The following is a 25,032-nucleotide window of genomic DNA, read 5'->3' on the forward strand; positions in this document are numbered from 1 at the left end:
TTCGTTGTACCCCTTAGGTATGCATGGTTTGAGGGTCGACCACTCCTGGTGAGGGGTGGGCGGGCACCGCGTACCGCCCGAATTTGCTGATACGTACGGGCCGTACGCGACGGGCGCGCCGCACACGCGCCCTGAGCCCCGGATGAGGGGTGTAAAGAACCTTCTTACCGGACGGACGGCGCTCACGACGAGTCCATTAGGTGCAAGGTCACATCTCCGAACCAGAAAGCCACACGGAGATGACGCGCGGCTGACGGCCGCGACAAGCACACGTGAGACACCGGTATGCGGACGCATGCGCTGACCGCATCGTGAGATGCACCGAAGATTTTCCGGCCGGAGGACTGGGGTTCCGCAGATGGTTCGGTGGTGAACGACCAAGGATGTACCGAACTGGGGCGGTTCGGGGGTGACCCGTTATCCGATTTTGACATGGGGACACACCTGGATGGCGTAGTCCGAATGGCAAGATGCCGTAAACCCGCGAGGTCGCGACACCCGAAGGTGTGTGTTCTCGCCGACCCATCGCACGTCTTCCCAGCCGCCGGAGGAACCACGATGACCGCAAGCTCCACCCGTCGTACGACCGCTGCACGCTCCCGTCTGGCAGCGGCCGGTGCGATCGCGGTCGCCAGCGCCCTGCTGCTCACCGGCTGCGGTGACCAGACCAAGGACAGCAGCAAGGGCTCCGGCAGCGCGTCGACGGCCTCCGCGCCGCTGGCCGGCAAGCTCCCCAAGGAGATCCGGGACAAGGGCAGGATCGAGGTCGGCTCGGACATCGCGTACGCGCCCGTGGAGTTCAAGGACTCCTCCGGCAAGGCCGTCGGCCTGGACCCGGACCTGGCCGCGGCCATGGGCAAGCAGCTCGGCGTGAAGCTGGAGTTCCAGAACGGCACGTTCGACGCGCTGCTCACCGGTCTGCGCTCCGGCCGCTACGACATCGCGATGTCGGCGATGACGGACAACAAGAACCGCCAGGAGGGCGTCGACCCGGACACGGGCAAGAAGGTCGGCGAGGGCGTCGACTTCGTCGACTACCTGACCGCCGGCGTCTCCATCTACACCCGCAAGGGCGAAACCCAGGGCATCGCGGGCTGGTCGGACCTGTGCGGCAAGAAGATCGCCGTCGAGCGCGGCACCGTCTCGGAGGACCTGGCCAAGCAGGAGGCCAAGAAGTGTCCGAGCGGCAAGAAGCTCACCATCGAGCCCTTCGACGACGACCAGCAGTCCCAGACCCGGCTGCGCTCGGGCGGTGTGGACGCGGCCTCCTCCGACTTCCCGGTCGCCGCGTACGCGGTGAAGACCTCCGGTGGCGGCAAGGACTTCCAGATCGTCGGCCAGCAGGTCGAGGCGGCCCCGTACGGCATCGCCGTGGCGAAGAAGGACACCCAGCTGCGCGACGCGCTGCAGGCCGCGATGAACGCGATCATCAAGAACGGCGAGTACGCGAAGATCCTCAAGAAGTGGGGCGCCCAGGACGGCGCCGTCAAGGAGTCCGTGATCAACGGCGGCAAGTGACCCGCACCGGCGGCCACTGAGAGGCACCACCCGTGACTGACACCGAGAAGACGGCCGGGCAGGAGAGCGCTCCCCCGGCCGGCGGCCCGGAGGCCATCAAGGCCATCCCGGTCCGCCACTACGGGCGGTACGTTTCCGCCCTCATAGCCATCGCGATCCTCGTCGCGATCGTCTACGCCTTCGGCCAGGGCAGGATCAACTGGCACGCGGTACCGGACTACTTCTTCGACCACCGGATCATGACCGGCGTCTCCAAGACGCTGCTGCTGACGGTCCTGTCGATGCTGATCGGCATCGTCGGCGGCATCGTCCTCGCCGTCATGCGGCTGTCGAAGAACCCGGTGACCTCGTCCATCGCCTGGTTCTACATCTGGTTCTTCCGCGGCACCCCGGTCCTGGTCCAGCTGTTCCTGTGGTTCAACCTGGGCCTGGTCTTCGAGTACATCAACCTGATGCCGTTCTACAAGGACTACTGGTCGAACTTCATGACGCCGCTGCTGACGGCGCTGCTCGGCCTGGGTCTGAACGAGGCGGCGTACATGGCCGAGATCTGCCGGGCGGGCCTGCTCGCGGTGGACGAGGGCCAGACCGAGGCGGCCCACGCGCTCGGCATGAGCCACGGCAAGACGCTGCGCCGGGTGATCATCCCGCAGGCGATGCGCGTGATCGTGCCGCCGACGGGCAACGAGGTCATCAACATGCTGAAGACGACCTCGCTCGTGGCGGCCGTCCAGTATCCCGAACTGTTCCGTTACGCCCAGGACATCGGCCAGAACTCCGGCGCCCCGGTGGAGATGTACTTTCTCGCCGCGGCCTGGTACCTGATCATGACGTCCGTCCTGAGCGTCGGCCAGTACTACATCGAGCGCTACTACGCCCGCGGCTCCAGCCGCCAGCTGCCGCCGACGCCGTGGCAGAAGGTGAGGGCGAACATGTTCTCCCTCGGCCGCCCGAAGGGAGGCATGGCATGACCGGCAAGCCGGGCAAGACGCAGGACACCGTGCCGTCCAAGGGCTCGGTCCCCATGGTCAAGGCGCAGGGCGTGCACAAGTCCTTCGGCCACGTCGAGGTGCTCAAGGGCATCGACCTGGAGGTGAAGCCGGGCGAGGTGTTCTGCCTGATCGGCCCCTCCGGTTCCGGCAAGTCGACCTTCCTGCGGTGCATCAACCACCTGGAGAAGATCAACGCCGGCCGGCTGTACGTCGACGGCGAACTGGTCGGCTACCGCCAGCAGGGCGACAAGCTCTACGAGCTGCGCGACCGCGAGGTCGCCATGAAGCGCCGGGACATCGGCATGGTCTTCCAGCGCTTCAACCTGTTCCCGCACATGACGGCGCTGGAGAACGTCATGGAGGCGCCGGTGCAGGTCAAGGGCCGGAGCAAGGCCGAGGCGCGGGAGCGGGCGATGGCCCTGCTGGAGCGCGTGGGCCTGGCCGACCGGGCCGGGCACTACCCCTCGCAGCTCTCCGGCGGCCAGCAGCAGCGGGTGGCGATCGCCCGTGCGCTCGCGATGGACCCGAAGCTGATGCTGTTCGACGAGCCGACCTCGGCCCTCGACCCGGAGCTGGTGGGCGACGTCCTGGACGTCATGCGGGACCTCGCCGAGTCGGGCATGACCATGGTCGTCGTCACCCATGAGATGGGCTTCGCCCGCGAGGTGGGCGACAGCCTGGTGTTCATGGACGAGGGCGTGGTGGTCGAGTCGGGCCACCCCCGCGACGTCCTGACGAACCCTCAGCACGAGCGGACCCAGTCCTTCCTGTCCAAGGTGCTGTAGCGGGCAGGCACGGCGAGGGGCGGCACGCCATGCGCGTGCCGCCCCTTTTCGCGTGCCCGGGCCGGCCGCTACTTGAGGGCGAGCAGCAGCGTGTCGGAGGGCGAGCACCACACCGGCCGGGCCTCCGCGAAGCCCTTCTCCCGCAGCACGCGCGCGTGCCAGGCCGCGCTCGGCGTGTCTCCGTCGGCGTGCTCGCCGTAGATCTCGAAGCGGCGGGCGGTGGGCTCGGCGAGGACCGGGTCCTCGGCCGCGAGCTGCCACCACTCGGCCCAGTCCAGGGCGCCGTCCCGCTTGGCCTGATCCATGCGTGCGTGGCGCTGGGCCCGCTCGGCCGCGTTGATCCGGGGCGTGCTGTCGTCGATCATGTGGTCCGCGTTCATGAAGACACCGCCGTCGCGGACCAGCCCCGCGACCTGGCCGTAGAGGGTCGCGAGGGGTTCGCTGTGCAGCCAGTGCAGGGCCGTGGCGGTCAGCACGGCGTCGTACGAGTCGTACGGCAGCCGCCGCGTCCAGTCGGGGTCCTTGAGGTCGGCGGTGACCAGACGGACGCGTTTGTCGCCCTCGAAGGTGCCGCGCGCGATGGCGAGCAGCGCCGGGTCGAGGTCGACGCCGGTGCTCGTGGCCTGCGGGAAGCGCCTCAGCAGCCGGGCGGTGATGCTGCCGGTGCCGCAGGCGAGGTCGAGCACGCGCGGGGCCGTGCCCACCAGCGCCTCGACCATGTCGAGCATGATCCGGAAGCGCTCCTCGCGGTCCGGCATGTACCACTCCTGCTGCCGGTCCCAGCTCTCCTGCCACGCGGCCCAGTCGGTGCCCGTAGTCGTCGTCATGAAGCCTGTCCCCCTCGTCTGCGTAATACCCTGGAAGCACGACCGGCTGTTACCGACCGCAGACACGACCATAAAGCGCCCTCGTAAGGACTACAAGTGGAACTGGCCTATTACTCGGATTACGCCGTCCGTCTCGTCAACAGCGAGGAACCGGTCCGGGGCAAGGACTCGTTGACCTCGGTCGAGGCCGTCCGCGACCTCTTCGGGGCCAACGCGTCGGCGGCGCGCCGCGCCACCGACGCCGATGTGACCCGCTTCCGCTCGGTGCGGGCGCGGCTGCGCGCGGTCTTCGAGGCCGCCGACAAGGGCGACGAGACCCTCGCGGTGGACCTGCTGAACTCCCTGCTGCTGGAGTTCCCGGTCTCGCCGCAGATCTCCGGCCACGACTACCGGGACGAGGACGGCCGCCCGCTGTGGCACATGCACCTCGCCGACCACCCGTCGAACGCGACCGCGGGCTACGCGGCGATCGCCGCGATGGGCCTGGCCTTCCACCTCACCGAGTACGGCGTGGACCGCCTGGGCCTGTGCGAGGCGGCTCCCTGCCGCAACGCCTTCCTGGACACCTCCACCAACCGCTCCCGGCGCTACTGCTCCGACCGCTGCGCCACCCGCGCCAACGTGGCCGCCTACCGGGCCCGCAAGCGCCTGGAGGCCGACCGGTCGGGCAGCAGCGGCCTCGCCGCGGAGAGCGCCCAGCGCACCAGCGCGAGCGGCGAGCGCTGACCGCCGGGCAGCGGCCGGTACCGGAAGCGCGCGCGCCCGAGGATCAGCTCGTCGGGCACGACCCCGTAGTCCGTGCTGTCCCCGCCCGCGTACGGGTTGTCCCCGCGCACCCACCAGCCGCCGTCGCGGCGCTCCACCGCGCGCTTGACGACGAGCAGGTCCTGCTGGAACGGATGACGCAGGACGACGACGTCTCCCGGCCTGACCAGGGCCCCGTACTGCACCAGCAGCCGGTCCCCGTGAAGGAGCGTGGGCACCATGGACGGACCCGTCACCTCGGCCAGTCCGAACGGCGCAACGGCCCTCCCCCGCTCCGTCTCCTGCGACAGCTCCGGCATGCCCGGCACCTCCCCGGTCCGATCCTCCACCAGTCTCAGTCTGACCCTGGACTTTTGTCCTAAGCCCTAGGGGGCACCCGAGAAATCGCCTTCCCCAGGGAGTAATGTCGCACCTGAGAAGACGATCACGAGGAAGGAATGCTCCATGCTTTCCCGCCTGTTTGCCCCCAAGGTCAAGGTCAGCGCCCACTGCGACCTGCCCTGCGGCGTGTACGACCCGGCCCAGGCCCGCATCGAGGCGGAGTCGGTGAAGGCCATCCAGGAGAAGATGGCCGGCAACGACGACCCCCACTACCAGGCGCGTGCCACCGTCATCAAGGAGCAGCGCGCGGAGCTGGCCAAGCACCACGTCTCCGTCCTGTGGAGCGACTACTTCAAGGCCCCGCACTTCGAGAAGTACCCGGAGCTGCACCAGCTGGTCAACGACACCCTGAAGGCCCTCTCGGCCGCCAAGGCGTCCACCGACCCGGCGACGGGCCAGAAGGCTCTGGACTACATCGCCCAGATCGACAAGATCTTCTGGGAGACCAAGAAGGCCTGATCTTGGATTACGCCTATTGACCTGCGATTTTCCTGGTCGCCAGGTCTTCCCGTCCGCACCCGGTCCGCAGCCCGCCGAGCACGGCGTCCCTCGCGGGCCGGGTGCGGTCTTCTGCGCCCGGCCACCGTCGCTCCACGGCGGCAGCCGAGGGGCTCGCCCATCTCCACGGTGAACAGCCCTCCTTGGAGGGGCGTGCGGACAGACGGCGAACGATGCCGGCCTCGGAGTCGACGTCCGGCGCCTTGCGGCCGGCCGGCTCGCCTGTGCGCAAGCCGGATCCGGCGAGCATGACGATCGCCGCGCCGGTGTACGGCGGCTTCACGCGGGCGGCGTGGAACTCGTCGTCGGCGGCGCGGCGTTGGGCCGGGGCGGCGGCGAGAGGGCACGGCACGCGCCGGCGCCGCCCGGCTCGACGACGACGAGACGGACGCCCGGCACCGGCCGCGTTCGCGAGAGCGGCCGCGGGGCCCGCCTGCCACGGCCGGGGTCCGTCGTGGCGCCGCGAGCGGTCCCTCGCGGCTGCGGCGTCAGCCGGTCAGCCGGTCAGCCGGGCGAGGGTGGCGTTCAGGTCCGTGCCCTCCGGCTGGTTGTGGGGGAGCTTGGCGAGGACCTTGGCCAGGCCGCAGGTGTCGGTGAGGGCGGAGAAGACCAGACCGCCGGCGACGCCCGCGGAGAGCCGGCGGGCCGCGTTCCAGCGTCGTCCGGCGATCAGGCCGGTCAGGACCAGCGTTCCGGCGGCGAGGCGGACCTGGCGGTCCATGGCCCAGGGAGTGCGGGCGCCGGCGGGCCGGTGGATGTCGTGGCCGAGCTGTGTCCAGGCGGTGGTGCCGCCGGTGAGAGTCGCCCCGGGGGGGTGACGCCCTGGTCGGCCAGGCGCCGGCAGGCGGTCGCGGAACGGGCGCCGGAGGCGCACACGAGGAGGAGGTCACCGCGGTCTGCGGCGGGCTTCAGGGCGGGCAGGGCGGCGTCGAGGTGGTCGAGGGAGATGTTGTGGCGCCCCACAGCGAAGATCCGCGCAGATGGGGTCGACGGACACGGAGACGGTCGCTGCCGGGGTCGCGTGACCGGTGCGTTGCGGTGCGCAATCGGTCCGTACCGCGCTGTCGGTGCCGTGTGCCAAGCTGTGGACGTGACCCTGGACGACCTCAGACGGCTGCGGCGGGTGCGCGACCGCATGGACCGGGAGTACGCCGAGCCGCTCGACATGACCGAGCTGGCCCGCGGCGCCCACATGTCCCCGGGCCACTTCCAGCGCAGCTTCCGCAAGGCCTTCGGGGAGACGCCGTACAGCTATCTGATGACCCGCAGGATCGAGCGGGCGAAGGCGCTGCTGCGGCGGGGCGACCTCACGGTCACCGAGGTCTGCCTGGCCGTGGGCTGTACGTCGCTCGGCTCCTTCAGCTCCCGCTTCACCGAGCTGGTCGGGGAGACGCCGAGCGCCTACCGGGCCCGCGACCACCAGGAGAGCGCGGTGATCCCGTCCTGCGTGGCCCGTACGTTCACCCGCCCCCGCCGCAGGCCCTACTGAGCCCCCGCCCTTCGGCGTCCGCGCCCGCCTCGCCGACTCGCGCGCGCACCCGCGCGGATGGGCCTAGCGTGTGGCCATGGACGTGAAACTCAAGCAGTGCTTCATCGCGGTGGACGACCATGACAAGGCGCTCGCGTTCTACCGTGACGTGCTCGGCCTGGAGGTCCGCAACGACGTGGGCTTCGAGGGCATGCGCTGGGTGACGCTGGGCTCGCCGCTCCAGCCGGACGTCGAGATCGTGCTGGAGCCGCCCGGCGCGAACCCGGACGCCTCCCCCGCCGACCGGCAGGCGCTCGCGGAGCTGCTGGCCAAGGGCATGCTGAGGGGGGTCATCTTCACGACCGAGGACTGCGACGCGCTCTTCGAGCGGGTGCGGGCGTCCGGCGCCGATGTGCTCCAGGAGCCGACGGACCAGCCGTACGGAGTGCGCGACTGCGCCTTCCGGGACCCGGCGGGCAACCAGCTGAGGTTCCTGCAGCGGCCCGCGGAGTGAAACCCCCGGGTACGGAAGGTTCGCGCCCGCACGCCGAGCCCTGAGGCGGCGCCTCGACGGTCATCCCCAGGGCTCCACCTCCACCACGGCGTCCGCCGGCACCGGCCCGTAGACGTGCGGGAACTCCTCCCCGCCCGGTTCCACGGCCTCGTACTTCACCGGCGCTCCGACCAGCGCGGGGTCCACGACCAGGACCACCAGCTCGTCCGGGCCGTCGTGGCCGCCGTAGAGCGCCTCGGCGATGCGCGGCAGCTGTTCGCGGGTGGAGAAGTGGACGAACCCCTCCTCCTGCAGGGCGCGGTCACGGGTCGACACCTCGTAGGCGCCGCGCTCGCGGGCCGATTCCCACAGGGAGCGCTCGGTGATGTGGAAGATGCGGGGCGTTTTCGGCATGCGCCCACGCTACGGCGTCAGTCGCCCGGCCGGGTCGGGTCGGTTCCCGCGCCGACGTCGTCGAGGCTCTCCATGAGGGGCCGGATCACCACGGGATGCTCGGCCAGGCTCTCGGGGCCGGGGCAACGGGTGACGCGTTCGGCGATCTCGGTGACCCGCTCCAGGCTCGCGCAGTCCAGCACCCAGTAACCGGTCGGCAGCGGCTCGGTCTCTGCGTACGGGGCGTCGGTGATCACGGTCTCACCGCCCTCGCCGCGCGCGACCAGCCGGGTCCGGGCGGGCTCCGCCAGCCCTCGAGCCTCGACCAGTTCCCCGGACTCCGCCAGTTCGTCGTTGATCGCGTTCATGTACAGGTACATGGCCTTGAGCTGCACCTGGGTCCAGGACGGAGCGTGCGCGGTGGGCCTGCCGGCCATCGCGTCGTAGTCCGCCTGCGTGCCCTGCACCATCACCAGGTACCTCATGGCGCCCCTCCGTCGGCTCGAACCCACTCGGCGGGCGGCACGGCTCAGGAGGTCCCGGCCGCGGAACCGCCGGGGCGCGGCTGACCGGTTCCGTCGGCCCGGGCGGTGGGCCCGGCAGGCTCCCGGGAGGCCGCGCAGTCGGGGTTGCGGCAGGGGCCCGGACCCCAGACCGGTACCCAGGCGCCCAGCGTCTTGCGCCGTCCCACGACCGTGTCGACGGGCTGCCCGCAGACGGGACAGACGTGGTCCTCGCTGTCCATGTCCCCAAGGGTAGGACGGGCGGTGATCCGGCGCGTCGCCGAAACCGCGCGGCCCTCGACCCCTCGATGCTCCGGACGGTCCCGGGGAGTTTCCGCGGCCACCTCGTGTGAGCGGCGGGCCCGCTCCGCCCGGAGCGGGCCCGCCGGGCCGGAGGCCCGGTGCGCGCGGGGTCAGGATCCGCGCGCGCCCGGGCTCCGGGTTCTGCTCCGCCGGCCGCGCCGGCGGGGGTCAGCTGCTGCGCCGGGTCACGAACTCGGCGAGTGCCAGCAGACCGTCCGCCGCCTCCGGGGCGGGGACCGCGCGGGACAGCTCCTGCACGGCGCGCGCCATCCGGTCGGCCGCCTCGGCCTGCGCCCAGTCCCGGCCGCCCGCCCGCTCCACGGCCCGTGCCGTACGCGCGATGCCCTCGTCGTCACCCGGGACGTACGGCTTGCCGTACAGCTCGGCGAGTTCGGCCGCCGCCTCGGTGCCGGAGGCGAGGGCCGCCACCACGGGCAGCGACTTCTTGCGGGCCGCGAGGTCGGCGCCGGCCGGCTTCCCGGTGTGCCGCGGGTCGCCCCATATGCCGATGACGTCGTCGATCAGCTGGAAGGCGAGCCCCGCCTGACGGCCGAAGCCGTCCAGCGCCGCCACCTCCTCGTCCCCGGCGCCCGCGTACAGCGCGCCGAGGGCGCAGGCGCAGCCGAGCAGGGCGCCGGTCTTCGCCTCGGCCATGGCGAGCACCTCGTCGAGGGTGACCTCGTCCGGCGCGCGGTGCTCCATGTCCGTGTCGGTGTGCTGTCCGGCGCACAGCTCCACGACACAGCCCGCGAGCCGGGCCGCGGCCGGGCCGGAGGCGGGGTGCGGGTCCTCGGCGAGCAGCCGCAGAGCCAGCGCCTGGAGGGCGTCGCCGGCGAGGATCGCGTCGGCGACGCCGAACACGGTCCAGGCGGTGGGCCGGTGCCGGCGGGAGGTGTCCCGGTCCATCACGTCGTCGTGCAACAGCGTGAAGTTGTGGACCAGTTCGACCGCCACCGCCGCCCGGACCGCCGCCGTACGGGCCGCCGGTCCGCCGAGGGCCGCGGCCGCCGCGAGGACGAGCGCGGGCCGGATCGCCTTGCCCGCGTTGCCGGCCGCCGGGGTGCCGTCCGCGTTCTGCCAGCCGAAGTGGTAGAGCGCGATACGGCGCAGGGGGCCGGGCAGCGAGGTGAGGGCCGCGCGCAGCTCGGGGTCGACGGCGGCCCGGGTCCGCTCGAGCAGCACCGCCGCCTCCGGTGTGCCGGGGTGCCCTTCGCGCTGTCCCTCGGTGTGCCCGTCGAGCGGGCCGGCACCGGCGTCGCCGGTCCCTGCCCGCTGTTCCCCCGCCGTGCCCGGGTGCGGCACGGCGGGGGAACGCCGTTCGGTCTCCGTCATGAACTCCGCCATGTCTCCCCCTCGCCAGGTCCGCGGACACCGGCGTCGCCGGCCCGGCCGGACGCATATTCCGAGGGTCTACCCCGCACGGCGGGCGGGGACACGGCCGCGAAGTGCGGAAACGTCACCTCCACCGGCCGATCTCGACGTTCTCCAGCACGCCGAGCGCGTCGGGCACCAGTACGGCCGCCGAATAGTAGGCCGTCACCAGGTACTTGATGACGGCCTGTTCGTTGATGCCCATGAACCGCACGGACAGGCTCGGCTCGATCTCGTCCGGGATGCCCGACTGCCTGAGGCCGATGACGCCCTGGTCCTGCTCGCCGGTGCGCATCGCGATGATCGAGGTGGTGCGCTGCGGGCTGACCGGGATCTTGTTGCACGGGTAGATCGGCACGCCGCGCCAGGTCGGGATGCGGTTGCCGGCGATCTCGATCGTCTCCGGGACCAGTCCGCGCTTGTTCAGCTCGCGCCCGAACGCGGCGATCGCGCGCGGGTGGGCCAGGAACAGCTTGGTGCTGCGGCGGCGGCTGAGCAGCTCGTCCATGTCGTCCGGGCCGGGCACGCCGTCGTGCGGCTGGATCCGCTGGTCGTACTCGCAGTTGTGCAGCAGGCCGAAGTCGCGGTTGTTGACCAGCTCGTGTTCCTGGCGCTCCTTGAGGGCCTCGACCGTGAGCCTGAGCTGCTGCTCGGTCTGGTTCATCGGCTGGTTGTACAGGTCGGCCACGCGCGTGTGGATGCGCAGCACGGTCTGGGCGATGCTCAGCTCGTACTCGCGGGGCCGGGGTTCGTAGTCGACGAAGGTGTGCGGGATGTCGGGCTCGCCGGAGTGGCCGGCCGCCAGCTCGACCTCCTTCTCGCCGTACTTGTTGGTCCGCTGCTCCGGCATCGAGCGCAGCCGCTGGAGGTGGTCGCGCAGGCTGCCGGCGCGCTCCGCGACCCGCTCGAAGTCGTCGCGGCTGAGGATCAGCACGGTGGTCGGGGTGTCCGCGCGGACGGTGTACTCCCAGATGGCGTCCGGGTCCAGCAGCGCCCGGTCGCCGAAGTAGGCGCCGTCGGCGAGGACTCCGAGGACGGTGTCGTCGCCGTAGGGGCCGGTGCCGATCTTCTCGACCCTGCCGTGCGCCAGCAGGTACACCTCGCCCGTCCGGTTGCCGAAGTCGGCGATCACCTGACCGGGCGCGAAGTCGCGCTGGCGGCAGCGCCGGGCGAGCTCCGCCAGCACCTCCTCGTCCTCGTAGCCGCGCAGGGCCGGCAGCTCGCCGAGTTCGGCCGGGATGACCTCGACCTGGTCCCCGGTCTTCACGAAGGTGATGCGGCCGTCGCCGACGGCGTACGCGAGCCGCCGGTTGACCCGGTACGTGCCGCCCTGGACGTCGACCCACGGGAGTGTGCGCAGCAGCCAGCGGGAGCTGATCTCCTGCATCTGCGGAACGGACTTGGTGGTGGTGGCCAGGTTCCGCGCTGCCGCCGTCCCGAGGGACTGCTGCGGCTTGCCCTGATCCGTGCGGACCTCTTCGCCTACCGACATAGAGAATTGCCTCCCAGGTATGCCCGGCGCCGAATCGCCGGAGGCACCGGCCTCGGCATCGAGCCTTCCAGCACGGAGCGTCATCGCTCAATTACCTGAAAGAGCGGGAATGGATCATCGGACTACTGGGCACCAAGAGGGATCTCGCGCGCCGTGTGCGCAGGTGCGGACAATGGACCGGTGACCGGCCCCGCCTCACTCAGCCCCCGCCTGCCCTCCCCCCTTCAGGAGGTGGACGACGAGCGGTTCGGGCGGCGCGGGCTGCGGCTGCTGCTCAAGCGCGACGACCTGATCCACCCGGAGCTGATCGGCAACAAGTGGCGCAAGCTCGTGCCGAACATCGAGGCGGCGCGGGGCCGGCCGCTGGTCACCTTCGGCGGGGCGTACTCGAACCACCTGCGGGCCACCGCCGCCGCGGGCCGCATCCTCGGCCTGGAGACCACCGGCGTGGTCCGCGGCGAGGAACTGGCCGGCCGTCCGCTGAACCCCTCCCTGGCCCGGTGCGCGGCGGACGGCATGCGGCTGCACTTCGTCGACAGGCCGACGTACCGGCACAAGCACGAGCCGGAGACGCTGGCGGCCCTCCTGCGGGCGGCCGGCGCCGAGGGGGCGTACGTCGTGCCCGAGGGCGGGAGCAACAGCGCGGCCGTCCGCGGGTGCCGGGCGCTGGGCGAGGAACTGCGCGAACACGCCGATGTGGTCGCCGTGGCCTGCGGCACCGGCGGCACGCTCGCGGGCCTGGCGGCCGGCCTGGGACCGGGCAGGCGCGCGCTGGGCGTCCCCGTCCTCAGGGGCGGCTTCCTGGGCGGTGAGGTCGAGGCTCTGCAGGCACGTGCCTTCGGTGGGCGCAGGGGTGACTGGTCCCTCGACGAGCGCTTCCACTTCGGCGGGTACGCCCGTACGACGCCCGCGCTGCACGCGTTCGCGGACGATTTCGAGGACCGCCACGGGCTGCCCGTCGAACGTCTCTATGTCGCCAAGTTGCTCTATGGACTGGTCGCCCTCGCGGAGGAGGGCGCCTTCCCGCGCGGGACGACGGTGGCCGCCGTCGTCACCGGGCGCCCGTTCCCGTAGTGCTACTCCGCCTCCCGGTAGGCCGCCGCCTCCTCCAGGTCCAGGCGTCTGAGCAGTGCGCGCAGCATCTCGTCGTCGATGTAGCGGTGGTCGCGGAGCTTGACGAAGACCGCGCGTTCGGTGCCGATCACCTCGCGGGACAGCCGCCGGTAGGTGTCGTCGACGGACTCCCCGGTGATCGGGTTGGTCTGGCCGAGGCGCTCCCAGACGGCGTTGCGGCGGCGCTCCAGGACCGTGCGCAGCCGGTCGGCGAGCGGCGGGGGCAGGGCGTTGCGCTCGTCGGCGAGAAGGTCGTCCAGGCGGCTCTCCGCGGCCCGGGAGGCCTGCGCCTGGGCGTTGGCCTCGGCGAGCGTCTCGGCCTGCGGGTCGCGGCCGGGGAACCGCATCAGGCGGATCAGGGGCGCGAGGGTGAGGCCCTGCACCACGAGGGTGCCGATGACCGTGGTGAAGGTCAGGAAGAGGATCAGGTTCCGCTGGGGGAAGGGGGCGCCGCCGTGCACCGTGAGCGGGATGGAGAACGCGATGGCCAGGGAGACCACTCCGCGCATGGCGGCCCACCCGGTCACCACCGGCGCCCGCCAGGTGGTGTCCGGCTCCCGCTCCCTGATGCGCCGGAACAGCGCGCGGGGCAGGAACGTCGCCGGGAACACCCACACGAAGCGGGCCGCGACGACCACCAGGAAGACCGCGATCGCGTACCAGGCGGCGTCGGCCCCCTGGTAGGCGCCCAACCCCTTGAGGACGGTGGGCAGTTGCAGGCCGATCAGCGCGAACACCGCCGACTCCAGCAGGAAGGCGACCATCCGCCACACCGCGTCCTCCTGCAGCCGGGTGGCGAAGTCGACCTCCCACGCGCGGTGCCCGAGATAGACCGCGACCACCACGACCGCGAGGACGCCGGAGCCGTGGAACTGCTCGGCGACGCCGTAGGCGACGAACGGGATCAGCAGGGACAGGGTGTTCTGGAGCAGGACCTCCTTCAGGTGGGTGCGCAGCCAGTGGATCGGCACCATGAGCACCAGGCCGACGACGACGCCCCCGATGGCGGCCCGCAGGAACTCGCCGATCCCGCCCGCCCAGGTGGCGCCCTCGCCGACGGCGGCGGCCAGCGCCACCCGGTAGGCGGTGATCGCGGTGGCGTCGTTGAGGAGCGACTCGCCCTGCAGGATGGTGGTGATCCGGGAGGGCAGGCCGACCCGGCGCGCGATCGACGCGGCCGCGACCGCGTCCGTCGGCGCGACCACCGCGCCCAGCACCAGCGCGGCGGGCAGCGGCAGCCCCGGTACGACGAGATACGCGACCCAGCCGACGGCGAAGGTCGCGAACAGCACGTACCCGATCGACAGCAGCCCCACGGGCCGCATCTGGGCGCGCAGATCGAGGTAGGAGCTCTCGGTGCCCTCCTTGTACAGCAGCGGCGGCAGCACCAGCGGCAGGACGACGTCCGGGTCGAGGGTGTAGTGCGGCACCCCGGGCAGGTACGACACCGCCAGGCCCGCGGCGACCAGCAGCAGCGGCGCCGGCACCGGGGTGCGCCGGGCGGCCCCCGCGACCGCCGCACTGCCCGCCACCAGCAACAGCAGCGGCATCACGTCCATGGTCCTCGCCCACCCTCGTTTTCCGCGCGGCCACCCGCACGCCCGTCGTAATCTGGCAATCATGAAACAGTGCACGCACGCCGACGCGCTGCCGCACCCGGAGCCGGAGCCGCTCGACCGCACCTGCCCGGAGTGCCTCCGGGACGGCACGCACCCGGTCCAGCTGCGCCTGTGCCTCACCTGCGGCCACGTCGGCTGCTGCGACTCCTCGCCCGGCAGGCACGCGACACGGCACCACGAGCAGTCCGGTCACCCGGTGATGCGGACGTTCGAGCCCGGCGAGGAATGGCGGTGGTGCTTCGTCGACCACGTGCTGGTCTGAGCGCCCTGATCGTCGGCGGGATCCCCGGAGATCGTGTTCCCGTTCGACCCCGTTGTCGTGTGACACTGCATGCGGCGGCGGCCTGACGACGGTTCGGGCGTCTGACGTCTGGGTACGTCAATCCGGCGCGCGCTGTTCCCATTTGGGGGCGCGAACCCTCTAGACACGGAGCGTATGCACAGCTTTACTGTGAGTGACGCCAAGGGGGTTGGGGTCCCGGGACAGGACCGTTCGGGGCGCGATAGCGTCACCGCGGAACCGCGTACGCGTTACCCCCGGGGGGCGACCCTCGGCCCCGTAGAGCTTGTACCACCATGGAGGTGAGGGTGTCCCAGATCGCAGGCGAGCCCGCGGCGAATCAGGACTTCGTGGAAGTCCGGCTGCCGGCCGCGGGTGCCTACCTGTCGGTGCTGCGGACGGCCACGGCCGGTCTCGCGGCCCGCTTGGACTTCACCCTGGACGAGATCGAGGACCTGCGCATCGCCGTGGACGAGGCCTGCGCGATCCTGCTCCAACAGGCCGTGCCCGGCTCCGTGCTCGGCTGTGTCTTCCGGCTCGTCGACGACTCGCTGGAGGTCACGGTCTCGGCGCCGACCACGGACGGTCACGCCCCGTCGCGGGACACCTTCGCCTGGACCGTGCTCTCGGCCCTGGCGGGCAAGGTCTCGTCCGCCGTCGACGAGGACAAGACCGTGTCGATCAGCCTCTACAAACAGCGCGGCGCGGGCCCTGGCCCGGCGTGAGGAACGGGGACGGTCCGGTGCGGGACGAAGAGCGCGGCACACGGGAGCTGCCGGCCGGGGACGGGGGTGCCCCCTGGCCGAGCACGGACGACGTCTCCGGGGCGGCTGCCCCGGGCATGTCCCGACGCATGACGGACGGCGTCGACGGCATCCCCGAGCAGGCCAGGCCGCACCCGGAGGACGACTCCGCGCGGATCGGTGGTGACGGCGCCGTCCAGGACGTACCACCGGCGGGGCCCCGCGGCCGCACGGGGGCCAGGGCTCGCAGAAGGGCTACGGGCGGGACGATGAGCGAGCACGAGCGGCACGCCGAGGACGACGCGCTGGGCACGGAGGCCGTACCGGCCGTGCAGCACGACCCGGCGGACCGCAGCGGGGCGCGCGCGAGGTTCGTGAAACTGCGCACGCTGGACCCGGGCAGCCCGGAGTACGCGGAGCTGCGCAATCAGCTGGTCCGTATGCACCTGCCGCTCGTGGAGCACCTGGCCCGCCGGTTCCGCAACCGCGGCGAGCCGCTGGACGACCTCACCCAGGTCGCCACGATCGGTCTGATCAAGTCCGTCGACCGGTTCGACCCGGAGCGCGGCGTGGAGTTCTCCACGTACGCCACGCCGACCGTGGTCGGCGAGATCAAGCGGCACTTCCGGGACAAGGGCTGGGCGGTCCGGGTGCCGCGCCGGCTGCAGGAGCTGCGCCTGTCGCTGACCACGGCGACGGCCGAGCTGTCCCAGCTGCACGGCCGCTCCCCCACGGTCCACGAGCTGGCCGAGAAGCTCGCGATCTCCGAGGAGGAGGTCCTGGAGGGCCTGGAGTCCGCCAACGCCTACTCCACGCTGTCCCTGGACGTCCCCGACACCGACGACGAGTCCCCGGCGGTCGCCGACACCCTCGGCGCGGAGGACGAGGCGCTGGAGGGCGTGGAGTACCGGGAGTCACTCAAGCCGCTGCTGGAGGACCTTCCGCCGCGCGAGAAGCGGATCCTGCTGCTGCGCTTCTTCGGGAACATGACCCAGTCGCAGATCGCGCAGGAGGTCGGCATCTCCCAGATGCACGTGTCCCGGCTGCTGGCCCGCACCCTGGCCCAGCTGCGGGAGAAGCTCCTCGTCGAGGAGTGACGGCCGGGTGCCAGGGCCGGCCGTGCGCGGCCCCGGTGAGGCGGTTATTCGGCGCGGCCCGGTCCCTTGATGCCGAGGGCCCGGGTCGTCTCGCCGTTGACGAGCAGCACCAGCGCCGCCACGGCGACGACCGCGATGACGGCACCGGCGGGGACGGCCATGCTGTCCGCCTTGAGCAGGTTGTAGGCGATCGGCAGCGCCATGAGCTGGGTGATCACCGCGGGGCCGCGGCTCCAGCTGCGCCGCAGCAGCAGTCCGCGCGCGGCGAGCAGCGGCAGCAGGGCGAGGACGACGAGCGTGACGCCGAGGGTCACGGCCTGCTGCCGGTCGTCCGGGGCGCCGGCGATCCCGAGCACGAGCACCCACAGGCCGCCGGCCACCAGCGCGACGCCTTCCAGACCGGCCAGCACGGCGGCGTAGGTCAGCCGGCGGGGCCGGGGACCGGCGGGGGCTTCGGCGGTGTCCTGGGCGGGCTTCTGCTGACTGCTCACCCCAGCAGGGTAGCCGGGGCCGGGGCGGTGTCCGACGGGCGGCTCCGCCGCGACGGAGCCTGGCGTGGCAAGGCTCACGCCTCCGCCTCTTACCGGATCCCTACCTCGGTCTGGGCCCGGTACCCCCCAGTAGGTACGCTGCCCTGCATGCGTGCACTTCTCGTGGTCAACCCGGCGGCAACCACCACAAGCGCACGCAGACGTGACGTGCTGATCCACGCGCTGGCGAGCGAGATGAAGCTGGAGGCGGTCACCACCGAGTACCGCGGCCACGCGCGCGACCTCGGCCGGCAGGCGGCGGACAGCGAGGACATCGACCTCGTGGTGGCCCTCGGCGGCGACGGCACGGTCAACGAGGTCGTCAACGGTCTCCTGCACGCGGGTCCGGCACTGGACCGGCTGCCCGGTCTGGCGGTGGTGCCCGGCGGCTCCACGAACGTCTTCGCACGCGCCCTGGGCCTGCCCAACGACCCGGTCGAGGCCACCGGCGCCCTGCTCGACGCGCTGCGCGAGGGCCGGGAGCGGATCGTCGGGCTCGGGCTGACCTCCGGCACGCCCGGCACCGAGGACGAGGCGGTCCCGGACCGCTGGTTCACCTTCAACGCGGGGCTCGGGTTCGACGCGGGCGTCGTCGGACGGGTCGAGCAGCAGCGGGAGCGCGGGAAGAAGTCGACCCATGCGCTGTACGTGCGTCAGGTGGTCCGGCAGTTCCTCGGCGAGCCGAACCGCCGGCACGGCTCCATCACCCTGGAGCGGCCGGGCGAGGACCCGATCACCGATCTCGTCGTGGCCATAGTCTCGAACACGTCCCCGTGGACGTACCTCGGCAATCGCGCCATGTACACATCACCCAAGGCCTCGTTCGACACCGGCGTCGACGTGTTCGGTCTCAGCCGTCTGTCGACGGCCGCGGTTGCCCGGTATGGCACCCAGTTGCTCACTTCGTCCCCCGAGCGCGGACCCCGCGGCAAGCACGTGGTCTCGCTGCACGATCTGGATCAGTTCACCTTGCATTCGAAGGCTCCTCTGCCCCTGCAGATGGACGGAGACCACCTCGGGGTGCGTACGAGCGTGACGTTCACAGGTGTACGCCGTGCACTGCGTGTGATTGTGTGAGCGGAACGGGCAAAAGTCCTTTCACTCGAACGTTTAGGCCAGGATCCACCCCATGGAAGTACGGCTGTGACCTAGTCGACACCGAGGAATCAAAAAAAACTTTCCGGAAGGGGTTGTATCCGCCGCTGAGGTTTGCGAGTCTCTACGTGGCGATCGGGACGGCCCGCAACACCGGCCTCCACTGATCACCGGAACCCCTCTTCAAAACCACAGGACCACGCCGGGGAAGACTCGGCGGTCGGCCCTTCACTTGTTGAGGGATTCGTGAAAGCGTTCACATTCACAAGCAACCTGCACGTAATACGTTCAGAGAACCTAGGAGAGGTAGCAGCCATGGACTGGCGTCACAACGCCGTTTGCCGCGAGGAAGACCCCGAGCTCTTCTTCCCCATCGGCAACACCGGTCCTGCGCTGCTGCAGATCGAGGAAGCCAAGGCCGTCTGCCGTCGCTGCCCGGTGATCGAGCAGTGTCTGCAGTGGGCGCTCGAGTCCGGTCAGGACTCCGGCGTCTGGGGTGGTCTCAGCGAGGACGAGCGCCGCGCCATGAAGCGCCGCGCCGCCCGCAACCGGGCTCGTCAGGCCTCCGCCTGACACACCCCACCCCTGCTGACAGCCTGAGCTTGGCGGCGCGTGCAGCACGCACGCATCTCCCGCCCCCGAGCCGCAGCGCGCAGTAACCCCCGATGCGCTTAGCACTACGCGGAGCAGCAACGAGCACGAGCCTCGGACCAACGGCGGTCCGGGGCTTTCTGCTGTGCTCGAACGGCCCCGGGCACTCAACCGGCCCCGGGTGCAGGCCGGTTGGGGTGGTGGACTACTTCTGCGCCCGCACCGGAATGTCCAGGATCACCCTGGTCCCCCGCCCCGGCGCCGGCACCATGTCGAAGGCGCCGCCCAACTCCCCCTCCACCAGGGTGCGCACGATCTGCAGGCCCAGGTTGCCCGAGCGGTGCGGGTCGAAGCCCTCGGGCAGGCCGACCCCGTCGTCCTGGACGGTGACCAGCAGGCGGGCCTCCTTCGCCGTGCCGCCGCGGACCGCGGAGACCTCGACCGTGCCGGTGTCGCCCTGACGGAAGCCGTGCTCCAGGGCGTTCTGCAGGATCTCGGTGAGGACCATCGACAGCGGGGTGGCGACCTCGGCGTCGAGTATGCCGAAGCGCCCGCTGCGCCGGCCGGTCACCTTGCCCGGCGAGATCTCGGCGACCATCGCGAGCACGCGGTCGGCGATGTCGTCGAACTCCACCCGCTCGTCCAGGTTCTGAGAGAGCGTCTCATGCACGATGGCGATGGAGCCGACCCGGCGGACGGCCTCCTCCAGGGCCTCCCGGCCGCGCTCGGAGTCGATGCGCCGGGCCTGGAGCCGCAGCAGCGCGGCCACCGTCTGCAGGTTGTTCTTCACCCGGTGGTGGATCTCCCGGATGGTGGCGTCCTTGGTGATCAACTCCCGTTCGCGGCGGCGCAGTTCGGTGACGTCCCGGCACAGCACCAGCGAACCGATCCGGGTGCCCTTGGGTTTGAGGGGGATGGCCCGGAACTGGATGACGCCGTCGTTGGCCTCGATCTCGAACTCGCGCGGCGCCCACCCGCTCGCGAGCTTGACGAGCGCCTCGTCCACCGGGCCGCGGGTCGGGGCGAGTTCGGCGGTGGTCTGCCCGAGGTGGTGGCCGACCAGGTCGGCGGCGAGGCCGAGGCGGTGGTAGGCGGACAGCGCGTTCGGCGAGGCGTACTGGACGATCCCGTCGGCGTCGAGCCGGATCAGGCCGTCGCCGACGCGCGGCGAGGCGTCCATGTCGACCTGCTGGTCGGGGAAGGGGAAGGAGCCGGCCGCGATCATCTGCGCCAGGTCGGAGGCGCTCTGGAGGTAGGTCAGTTCCAGGCGGCTCGGGGTGCGCACGGTCAGCAGGTTGGTGTTGCGGGCGATCACGCCGAGGACCCGGCCCTCGCGCCGTACGGGGATCGACTCGACCCGTACGGGGACCTCTTCGCGCCACTCCGGGTCGCCCTCGCGCACGATCCGGCCCTCGTCCAGCGCCGCGTCCAGCATGGGCCGGCGGCCGCGCGGGACGAGGTGGCCGACCATGTCGTCCTGGTACGAGGTGGGGCCGGTGTTGGGGCGCATCTGGGCCACCGAGACGTACCGGGTGCCGTCCCGGGTGGGCACCCACAGAACGAGGTCGGCGAAGGACAGGTCGGAGAGCAGCTGCCACTCCGAGACCAGCAGATGGAGCCACTCGAGATCGGAGTCGTCGAGGGCGGTGTGCTGGCGGACCAGTTCGTTCATGGAGGGCACGTCTGCGAGCGTACCCGCACGTTTGAACGTGGCCGAAAAACACCCGCGGGCCGCGGCGCCTGGAAGGGACCCTCAACCCTCCCGGCACCGCAGCCCGGAGCATCATCGGCCGTGGGGTGTGCGGTCCCGGTCGGCCGAAGGTCGAGGAGCCGGGGCAGTCAGGGCAGAGAGCTCCGGTTCCTCGGTCCGCCTTCCTGTGCGGGGAAGGCGGAGGCTTGTTCAGTTGGCTGCCCACTGTCGATTGTGGACTAGACCACAAGGCTGTGTCCATGCCCTGACCGGCATGACGCCCCCTGCACGACCCGGCGCATGGCACCGGATGCCATGCAGCCTAGCCCGCCTCGGTCGGCCGCGGGACCAGATGGCCCCGGCAATTTCCGCGAGCGCCTCCGCTTCCGCCCGGCGCACGCCGTCACGGCCTCCGGGACATGCCGGACACACCGTCGGGGGCATGCCGGGGCGCGCCGTCGCGGGTCCGCCGGGGCGCGCCGTCGCGGGTCCGCCGGGGCGCGCCATCGCGGGTCCGCCGGGACGTGCCGGGCGCGCCGTCGCGGGTCCGCCGGGGGATGCCCCGCCGCACTTCCCGAAGGCCGGGAGGAGCCACCTGATCCGGCGCGGTGGCACGATCGGGAACGGGGAGGGGTCGTGTCCCGGCGGACCCCCTTCTGCTAAATTGGTCTAAACCACATAGTGACGCCCAGAGCCCACTCCAGAACGGCAGGCCCAGCGTGGAAGTTGTCATCGTTCCCGACGCCGCGGCGGGCGGCGAGCTGATCGCCGAGGCCATGGCGCAGCTGCTGCGACGCAAGCCCGACGCCCTGCTCGGCGTGGCCACCGGCTCCACCCCGCTGCCCGTCTACCAGGCGCTGACCGCCAAGGTCCGCTCCGGTGCCGTCGACACCTCGCGGGCGCGCATCGCCCAGCTCGACGAGTACGTGGGGCTGCCCGCCGACCACCCCGAGTCCTACCGCTCGGTGCTGCGCCGTCAGGTGCTGGAGCCGCTCGGCATCGGCATGGACAAGTTCCTCGGGCCCGACGGCACCGCCGAGGACGTCCAGGCGGCCTGCGCGGCGTACGACCGGGCGCTCGCCGAGGCCGGCGGGGTGGACCTGCAGCTGCTCGGGATCGGCACCGACGGGCACATCGGGTTCAACGAGCCCTGCTCCTCGCTCGCCTCGCGCACCCGGATCAAGACGCTGACCGAGCAGACCCGGATCGACAACGCGCGCTTCTTCGACGGCGACATCGAGCAGGTCCCGCACCATGTCATCACCCAGGGCATCGGCACCATCCTGGAGGCCCGGCACCTGGTGCTGCTGGCGACCGGCGAGGGCAAGGCGGACGCGGTCGCCGCCACCGTCGAGGGGCCGGTCGCGGCGGTCTGCCCGGCCTCCGCGCTCCAGCTGCACCCGCACGCCACGGTGGTCGTCGACGAGGCGGCCGCGTCCAAGCTGAAGCTGGCCGACTACTTCCGCCACACCTACGCGGGCAAGCCCGAGTGGCAGGGGATCTGACCCCGCCCGGCCGCCGGTTGGACTAGACCAGCCTCGGTCACCGCTGTATATAGAGGAGATCACGGAGCGTGCGGGTGGAGTCCTGACAGAAGAACCCGTGCCACGATGTGAGCCGTGACCGGTGGGCTGCCGGTCGCTGTCGGCACCGGAGCCGGGAAGGCAGAGCATGAGCACCGACGTCAGCAGTGCGGAGAACGAGGCCGGGACGACCGTCCGTACGGCGCGCGTGCCCAAGTACTACCGCCTGAAGAAGCACCTGCTCGACATGACCGAGACGCAGGCGCCGGGCACGCCGGTCCCGCCGGAGCGCACGCTGGCGGCCGAGTTCGACACCTCCCGCACGACGGTCCGCCAGGCCCTGCAGGAGCTGGTGGTCGAGGGCCGCCTGGAGCGCATCCAGGGCAAGGGCACCTTCGTCGCCAAGCCCAAGGTCTCCCAGGCGCTCCAGCTCACCTCCTACACCGAGGACATGCGCGCCCAGGGCCTGGAGCCCACCTCGCAGCTGCTGGACGTCGGCTACATCACCGCCGACGACCGGCTCGCCGGGCTGCTCGACATCGCCGCCGGCGGACGCGTGCTGCGCATCGAGCGGCTGCGCATGGCCAACGGCGAGCCGATGGCCATCGAGACCACGCACCTGAGCGCCAAGCGCTTCCCGGCCCTGCGCCGCTCCCTGGTGAAGTACACCTCCCTCTACACGGCGCTGGCCGAGGTCTACGACGTCCATCTCGCGGAGGCCGAGGAGACCATCGAGACCTCGCTGGCCACCCCGCGCGAGGCCGGCCTGCTCGGCACCGACGTGGGCCTGCCGATGCTGATGCTCTCCCGTCACTCCCTGGACCGCGAGGGCAAGCCGGTGGAGTGGGTGCGGTCCGTCTACCGAGGTGACCGCTACAAGTTCGTGGCGAGGCTGAAGCGGCCTGCCGAGTGAGGGCACGCGGACCTTCGCTGAATCGGTATACCGATATCTGAACGAGGTCTTCCACTGGCGGGATCCCGTCACCTAGATTGCCTGCGCATTACACAGGTGATCAGCGAGGGGACGGAGAGCCGTGCCATGTCGAGCAGTCCTGAAGTGAGACCTCCGGTTGTGACGCCGGTCCGGGTGATCATCGGCCTGTGCCTCGTCGCGCCCTTCGTGGCGATGCTGTGGGTCGGCTCCTACGCCAAGACGGACCCCGCCTTCATCGGGATCCCGTTCTTCTACTGGTACCAGATGGCCTGGGTGCTGATCTCCACCGCGCTCACCATGACCGCGTACAAGCTGTGGCAGCACGACCAGCGCTCCCGCGCCGCGCAGGACTCCTCCGCAGCTGCGACGGGCGGTGAGGCGAAGTGAAGACCGGTGTCAACGGCGTCGCACTCGGCGTCTTCATCTTCTTCTTCCTGGCCGTCACGGTCATGGGCTTCCTCGCCGCCCGCTGGCGCAAGGCCGAGAACGAGCACTCCCTGGACGAATGGGGCCTGGGCGGACGGTCGTTCGGCACCTGGATCACCTGGTTCCTGCTCGGCGGCGACCTGTACACGGCGTACACCTTCGTCGCCGTACCGGCGGCGATCTACGCGGCGGGCGCGTCCGGCTTCTTCGCGGTGCCGTACACGATCCTGGTGTACCCGCTGATCTTCACGTTCCTGCCGCGCCTGTGGTCGGTCAGCCACCGCCACGGCTACGTCACCACCTCCGACTTCGTCCGCGGCCGCTTCGGCTCCAAGGGGCTGTCGCTCGCCGTGGCGCTGACCGGCATCCTGGCGACGATGCCGTACATCGCGCTGCAGCTCGTGGGCATCCAGGCGGTGCTGGACGTGATGGGCGTGGGCGGCGGCGACACCACGAACTGGTTCGTGAAGGACCTCCCGCTGCTGATCGCCTTCGGTGTGCTGGCGGCGTACACCTACTCGTCGGGCCTGCGGGCCCCCGCCCTGATCGCGTTCGTCAAGGACACGCTGATCTACATCGTCATCGCGGTGGCGATCATCTACATCCCGATCAAGCTGGGCGGTTTCGACGACGTCTTCGCCAAGGCGGGGCACGCGTTCAGCCAGGTCAACCCGGCGACGGGCAAGCCGCGCGGCGCGCTCACGCCCCCGGAGGCCGGCCAGTGGACCTACGCCACGCTGGCCCTCGGCTCGGCCCTGGCGCTGTTCATGTACCCGCACTCGATCACCGCGACGCTCTCCTCCAGGAGCCGTGAGGTGATCCGCCGCAACACCACGATCCTGCCGCTGTACTCCCTGATGCTCGGCCTGCTGGCCCTGCTGGGCTTCATGGCGATCGCGGCCGGCGTGAAGGTCACCAACGGGCAGCTGGCGATCCCGCAGCTGTTCGAGGACATGTTCCCGGACTGGTTCGCGGGCGTGGCCTTCGCGGCGATCGGCATCGGCGCGCTGGTCCCGGCGGCGATCATGTCGATCGCGGCGGCGAACCTGTTCACCCGCAACATCTACAAGGACTTCATCAAGCCGGACGCCACGCCGAAGCAGGAGGCGCAGGTCTCCAAGATCGTGTCGCTGCTGGTGAAGGTGGGCGCGCTGGTCTTCGTCCTCACCATGGACAAGACGGTCGCGATCAACTTCCAGCTGCTGGGCGGCATCTGGATCCTGCAGACCTTCCCGGCCCTGGTCGGCGGCCTGTTCACCCGCTGGTTCCACCGCTGGGCGCTGCTCGCCGGCTGGGCGGTCGGCATGGTGTACGGCACGCTCGCCGCGTACGGGGTCGCCTCCCCGACCCAGAAGCACTTCGGCGGCTCGGCCAAGGAGATCCCCGGCATCGGCGAGATCGGCTACATCGGCCTCACCGCGTTCGTCCTCAACGTCGTGGTCACCGTGGTCCTGACCGTCGTCCTCAAGGCCGCGAAGGCCCCCGAGGGCGTGGACGAGACCAGCCCGGATGACTACACGGCGGACGCCGGCGACCCGGGGGTGCAGGTGGAGCTGCCGCCCGCCACCGCGGGCGCCGGTCACTGAACGACCGCCGTACCAG

At 71.1% G+C, this 25,032-nt stretch carries 27 protein-coding genes and 1 pseudogene; 17 read left to right on the forward strand and 11 right to left on the reverse strand.

Annotated elements, in window-relative coordinates; translation table 11 throughout:
• Positions 1-558 precede the first annotated feature (558 nt).
• From OG956_RS11445 to OG956_RS11455, 3 genes are read left to right on the forward strand one after another with little or no spacing between them, the layout of a single operon-like run.
• A complete protein-coding gene (locus OG956_RS11445) occupies positions 559-1,518 on the forward strand; it encodes an ABC transporter substrate-binding protein (RefSeq protein ID WP_330337851.1) in 960 nt (319 codons plus the stop codon).
• Positions 1,519-1,550: 32 nt separating this feature from the next.
• Positions 1,551-2,489, forward strand: coding sequence for an amino acid ABC transporter permease (locus tag OG956_RS11450; RefSeq protein WP_330337852.1), 939 nt, complete (start codon positions 1,551-1,553; stop codon positions 2,487-2,489).
• Positions 2,490-2,542: 53 nt separating this feature from the next.
• On the forward strand, positions 2,543-3,295 hold the full coding sequence (locus tag OG956_RS11455) for an amino acid ABC transporter ATP-binding protein (protein ID WP_330342808.1): 753 nt from the start codon (positions 2,543-2,545) through the stop codon (positions 3,293-3,295).
• Between the two features lie 68 nt (positions 3,296-3,363).
• On the opposite strand, the gene OG956_RS11460 is transcribed toward OG956_RS11455, so the two are convergent.
• Positions 3,364-4,122, reverse strand: coding sequence for a class I SAM-dependent methyltransferase (locus OG956_RS11460; protein ID WP_330337853.1), 759 nt, complete (start codon positions 4,120-4,122; stop codon positions 3,364-3,366).
• Positions 4,123-4,218: 96 nt separating this feature from the next.
• Between OG956_RS11460 and OG956_RS11465 the strand changes: the two genes are divergently transcribed.
• A complete protein-coding gene (locus OG956_RS11465) occupies positions 4,219-4,848 on the forward strand; it encodes a CGNR zinc finger domain-containing protein (protein WP_330337854.1) in 630 nt (209 codons plus the stop codon).
• On the opposite strand, the gene sodX is transcribed toward OG956_RS11465, so the two are convergent.
• On the reverse strand, positions 4,752-5,186 hold the full coding sequence (gene sodX / locus OG956_RS11470; RefSeq protein WP_330342809.1) for a nickel-type superoxide dismutase maturation protease: 435 nt from the start codon (positions 5,184-5,186) through the stop codon (positions 4,752-4,754). The two genes, OG956_RS11465 and sodX, sit on opposite strands and share 97 nt — an antisense overlap.
• A 145-nt stretch (positions 5,187-5,331) precedes the next feature.
• On the opposite strand from sodX, the gene sodN reads away from it, so the two are divergent.
• Complete coding sequence (gene sodN / locus OG956_RS11475) at positions 5,332-5,727, forward strand: superoxide dismutase, Ni (protein WP_330337855.1); 396 nt, start codon at positions 5,332-5,334, stop codon at positions 5,725-5,727.
• 535 nt (positions 5,728-6,262) lie between these two features.
• Here the strand turns inward: sodN and OG956_RS11480 are convergent.
• Positions 6,263-6,726 (reverse strand): annotated as a pseudogene (locus OG956_RS11480) (rhodanese-like domain-containing protein); the annotation flags it as partial.
• 130 nt (positions 6,727-6,856) lie between these two features.
• Between OG956_RS11480 and OG956_RS11485 the strand changes: the two are divergent.
• The gene (locus OG956_RS11485; protein ID WP_330337856.1) at positions 6,857-7,255 is read left to right on the forward strand and encodes a helix-turn-helix transcriptional regulator; all 399 of its coding nucleotides are present in this window, start codon (positions 6,857-6,859) and stop codon (positions 7,253-7,255) included.
• Positions 7,256-7,331: 76 nt separating this feature from the next.
• Complete coding sequence (locus OG956_RS11490; protein WP_330337857.1) at positions 7,332-7,748, forward strand: VOC family protein; 417 nt, start codon at positions 7,332-7,334, stop codon at positions 7,746-7,748.
• 60 nt (positions 7,749-7,808) lie between these two features.
• On the opposite strand, the gene OG956_RS11495 is transcribed toward OG956_RS11490, so the two are convergent.
• From OG956_RS11495 to OG956_RS11515, 5 genes are all read right to left on the reverse strand, one after another.
• On the reverse strand, positions 7,809-8,141 hold the full coding sequence (locus tag OG956_RS11495) for a DUF952 domain-containing protein (RefSeq protein WP_330337858.1): 333 nt from the start codon (positions 8,139-8,141) through the stop codon (positions 7,809-7,811).
• Between the two features lie 17 nt (positions 8,142-8,158).
• The gene (locus OG956_RS11500; protein WP_330337859.1) at positions 8,159-8,605 is read right to left on the reverse strand and encodes a YciI family protein; all 447 of its coding nucleotides are present in this window, start codon (positions 8,603-8,605) and stop codon (positions 8,159-8,161) included.
• A gap of 44 nt (positions 8,606-8,649) precedes the next feature.
• Entirely contained in the window at positions 8,650-8,865 is a 216-nt protein-coding gene (locus tag OG956_RS11505) for a hypothetical protein (RefSeq protein ID WP_330337860.1), read from the reverse strand.
• A gap of 229 nt (positions 8,866-9,094) precedes the next feature.
• Complete coding sequence (locus OG956_RS11510) at positions 9,095-10,270, reverse strand: family 2 encapsulin nanocompartment cargo protein polyprenyl transferase (protein WP_330337861.1); 1,176 nt, start codon at positions 10,268-10,270, stop codon at positions 9,095-9,097.
• Positions 10,271-10,382: 112 nt separating this feature from the next.
• A complete protein-coding gene (locus OG956_RS11515; protein ID WP_330337862.1) occupies positions 10,383-11,789 on the reverse strand; it encodes a family 2B encapsulin nanocompartment shell protein in 1,407 nt (468 codons plus the stop codon).
• A 180-nt stretch (positions 11,790-11,969) separates the two neighbouring features.
• Between OG956_RS11515 and OG956_RS11520 the strand changes: the two genes are divergently transcribed.
• Positions 11,970-12,863, forward strand: coding sequence for a 1-aminocyclopropane-1-carboxylate deaminase/D-cysteine desulfhydrase (locus OG956_RS11520; protein WP_330337863.1), 894 nt, complete (start codon positions 11,970-11,972; stop codon positions 12,861-12,863).
• 2 nt (positions 12,864-12,865) lie between these two features.
• On the opposite strand, the gene OG956_RS11525 is transcribed toward OG956_RS11520, so the two are convergent.
• Positions 12,866-14,461, reverse strand: a complete 1,596-nt coding sequence (locus OG956_RS11525; RefSeq protein WP_330337864.1) for a Na+/H+ antiporter — start codon at positions 14,459-14,461, stop codon at positions 12,866-12,868.
• Between the two features lie 61 nt (positions 14,462-14,522).
• Here OG956_RS11525 and OG956_RS11530 point away from each other — a divergent pair, with 61 nt between their 5' ends.
• The 3 genes from OG956_RS11530 to OG956_RS11540 all read left to right on the forward strand — a co-directional run bounded on the left by OG956_RS11530 (position 14,523) and on the right by OG956_RS11540 (position 16,641).
• A complete protein-coding gene (locus OG956_RS11530; protein WP_330337865.1) occupies positions 14,523-14,783 on the forward strand; it encodes a UBP-type zinc finger domain-containing protein in 261 nt (86 codons plus the stop codon).
• 326 nt (positions 14,784-15,109) lie between these two features.
• Positions 15,110-15,526 carry an anti-sigma regulatory factor gene (locus OG956_RS11535; protein ID WP_055705999.1) on the forward strand — a complete coding sequence of 139 codons (417 nt, stop codon included), beginning with the start codon at positions 15,110-15,112 and terminating at the stop codon, positions 15,524-15,526.
• Between the two features lie 17 nt (positions 15,527-15,543).
• Positions 15,544-16,641, forward strand: coding sequence for an RNA polymerase sigma factor SigF (locus OG956_RS11540; RefSeq protein WP_330337866.1), 1,098 nt, complete (start codon positions 15,544-15,546; stop codon positions 16,639-16,641).
• A gap of 44 nt (positions 16,642-16,685) precedes the next feature.
• Here the strand turns inward: OG956_RS11540 and OG956_RS11545 are convergent, their stop codons facing one another.
• Entirely contained in the window at positions 16,686-17,132 is a 447-nt protein-coding gene (locus tag OG956_RS11545) for a hypothetical protein (protein ID WP_330337867.1), read from the reverse strand.
• Between the two features lie 147 nt (positions 17,133-17,279).
• Here OG956_RS11545 and OG956_RS11550 point away from each other — a divergent pair, with 147 nt between their 5' ends.
• The gene (locus OG956_RS11550) at positions 17,280-18,248 is read left to right on the forward strand and encodes a diacylglycerol/lipid kinase family protein (protein WP_330337868.1); all 969 of its coding nucleotides are present in this window, start codon (positions 17,280-17,282) and stop codon (positions 18,246-18,248) included.
• A gap of 333 nt (positions 18,249-18,581) precedes the next feature.
• Positions 18,582-18,839: a WhiB family transcriptional regulator gene (locus OG956_RS11555; RefSeq protein ID WP_003992873.1), complete on the forward strand. Its 258-nt coding sequence runs from the start codon at positions 18,582-18,584 to the stop codon at positions 18,837-18,839.
• A gap of 223 nt (positions 18,840-19,062) precedes the next feature.
• Here OG956_RS11555 and OG956_RS11560 read toward each other — a convergent pair whose 3' ends face one another.
• The gene (locus OG956_RS11560; protein WP_330337869.1) at positions 19,063-20,538 is read right to left on the reverse strand and encodes a sensor histidine kinase; all 1,476 of its coding nucleotides are present in this window, start codon (positions 20,536-20,538) and stop codon (positions 19,063-19,065) included.
• A 728-nt stretch (positions 20,539-21,266) separates the two neighbouring features.
• Here OG956_RS11560 and nagB point away from each other — a divergent pair.
• From nagB to mctP, 4 genes are all read left to right on the forward strand, one after another.
• Positions 21,267-22,052 carry a glucosamine-6-phosphate deaminase gene (gene nagB, locus OG956_RS11565; protein ID WP_330337870.1) on the forward strand — a complete coding sequence of 262 codons (786 nt, stop codon included), beginning with the start codon at positions 21,267-21,269 and terminating at the stop codon, positions 22,050-22,052.
• 166 nt (positions 22,053-22,218) lie between these two features.
• Positions 22,219-22,983: a GntR family transcriptional regulator gene (locus OG956_RS11570; RefSeq protein WP_330337871.1), complete on the forward strand. Its 765-nt coding sequence runs from the start codon at positions 22,219-22,221 to the stop codon at positions 22,981-22,983.
• Positions 22,984-23,109: 126 nt separating this feature from the next.
• The gene (locus OG956_RS11575) at positions 23,110-23,391 is read left to right on the forward strand and encodes a DUF3311 domain-containing protein (protein WP_330337872.1); all 282 of its coding nucleotides are present in this window, start codon (positions 23,110-23,112) and stop codon (positions 23,389-23,391) included.
• A complete protein-coding gene (gene mctP, locus OG956_RS11580) occupies positions 23,388-25,016 on the forward strand; it encodes a monocarboxylate uptake permease MctP (RefSeq protein WP_330337873.1) in 1,629 nt (542 codons plus the stop codon). Before OG956_RS11575 ends, mctP begins: the two co-directional genes overlap by 4 nt.
• The last annotated feature ends 16 nt before the right edge of the window (positions 25,017-25,032 follow it).

Source organism: Streptomyces sp. NBC_00557, from assembly GCF_036345995.1.
GTDB lineage: Bacteria > Actinomycetota > Actinomycetes > Streptomycetales > Streptomycetaceae > Streptomyces.

Bases quoted from the DNA above. Each gene is read 5' to 3' on its own strand.
- OG956_RS11445 (WP_330337851.1), top strand. From the start codon at position 559: ATGACCGCAAGCTCCACCCGTCGTACGACCGCTGCACGCTCCCGTCTG.
- OG956_RS11455 (WP_330342808.1), top strand. From the start codon at position 2,543: ATGGTCAAGGCGCAGGGCGTGCACAAGTCCTTCGGCCACGTCGAGGTG.
- OG956_RS11460 (WP_330337853.1), bottom strand. From the start codon at position 4,122: ATGACGACGACTACGGGCACCGACTGGGCCGCGTGGCAGGAGAGCTGG.
- sodX (WP_330342809.1), bottom strand. From the start codon at position 5,186: ATGCCGGAGCTGTCGCAGGAGACGGAGCGGGGGAGGGCCGTTGCGCCG.
- sodN (WP_330337855.1), top strand. From the start codon at position 5,332: ATGCTTTCCCGCCTGTTTGCCCCCAAGGTCAAGGTCAGCGCCCACTGC.
- OG956_RS11490 (WP_330337857.1), top strand. From the start codon at position 7,332: ATGGACGTGAAACTCAAGCAGTGCTTCATCGCGGTGGACGACCATGAC.
- OG956_RS11495 (WP_330337858.1), bottom strand. From the start codon at position 8,141: ATGCCGAAAACGCCCCGCATCTTCCACATCACCGAGCGCTCCCTGTGG.
- OG956_RS11500 (WP_330337859.1), bottom strand. From the start codon at position 8,605: ATGAGGTACCTGGTGATGGTGCAGGGCACGCAGGCGGACTACGACGCG.
- OG956_RS11505 (WP_330337860.1), bottom strand. From the start codon at position 8,865: ATGGACAGCGAGGACCACGTCTGTCCCGTCTGCGGGCAGCCCGTCGAC.
- OG956_RS11510 (WP_330337861.1), bottom strand. From the start codon at position 10,270: ATGGCGGAGTTCATGACGGAGACCGAACGGCGTTCCCCCGCCGTGCCG.
- OG956_RS11515 (WP_330337862.1), bottom strand. From the start codon at position 11,789: ATGTCGGTAGGCGAAGAGGTCCGCACGGATCAGGGCAAGCCGCAGCAG.
- OG956_RS11525 (WP_330337864.1), bottom strand. From the start codon at position 14,461: ATGGACGTGATGCCGCTGCTGTTGCTGGTGGCGGGCAGTGCGGCGGTC.
- OG956_RS11530 (WP_330337865.1), top strand. From the start codon at position 14,523: ATGAAACAGTGCACGCACGCCGACGCGCTGCCGCACCCGGAGCCGGAG.
- OG956_RS11550 (WP_330337868.1), top strand. From the start codon at position 17,280: ATGCGTGCACTTCTCGTGGTCAACCCGGCGGCAACCACCACAAGCGCA.
- OG956_RS11555 (WP_003992873.1), top strand. From the start codon at position 18,582: ATGGACTGGCGTCACAACGCCGTTTGCCGCGAGGAAGACCCCGAGCTC.
- OG956_RS11570 (WP_330337871.1), top strand. From the start codon at position 22,219: ATGAGCACCGACGTCAGCAGTGCGGAGAACGAGGCCGGGACGACCGTC.
- OG956_RS11575 (WP_330337872.1), top strand. From the start codon at position 23,110: ATGTCGAGCAGTCCTGAAGTGAGACCTCCGGTTGTGACGCCGGTCCGG.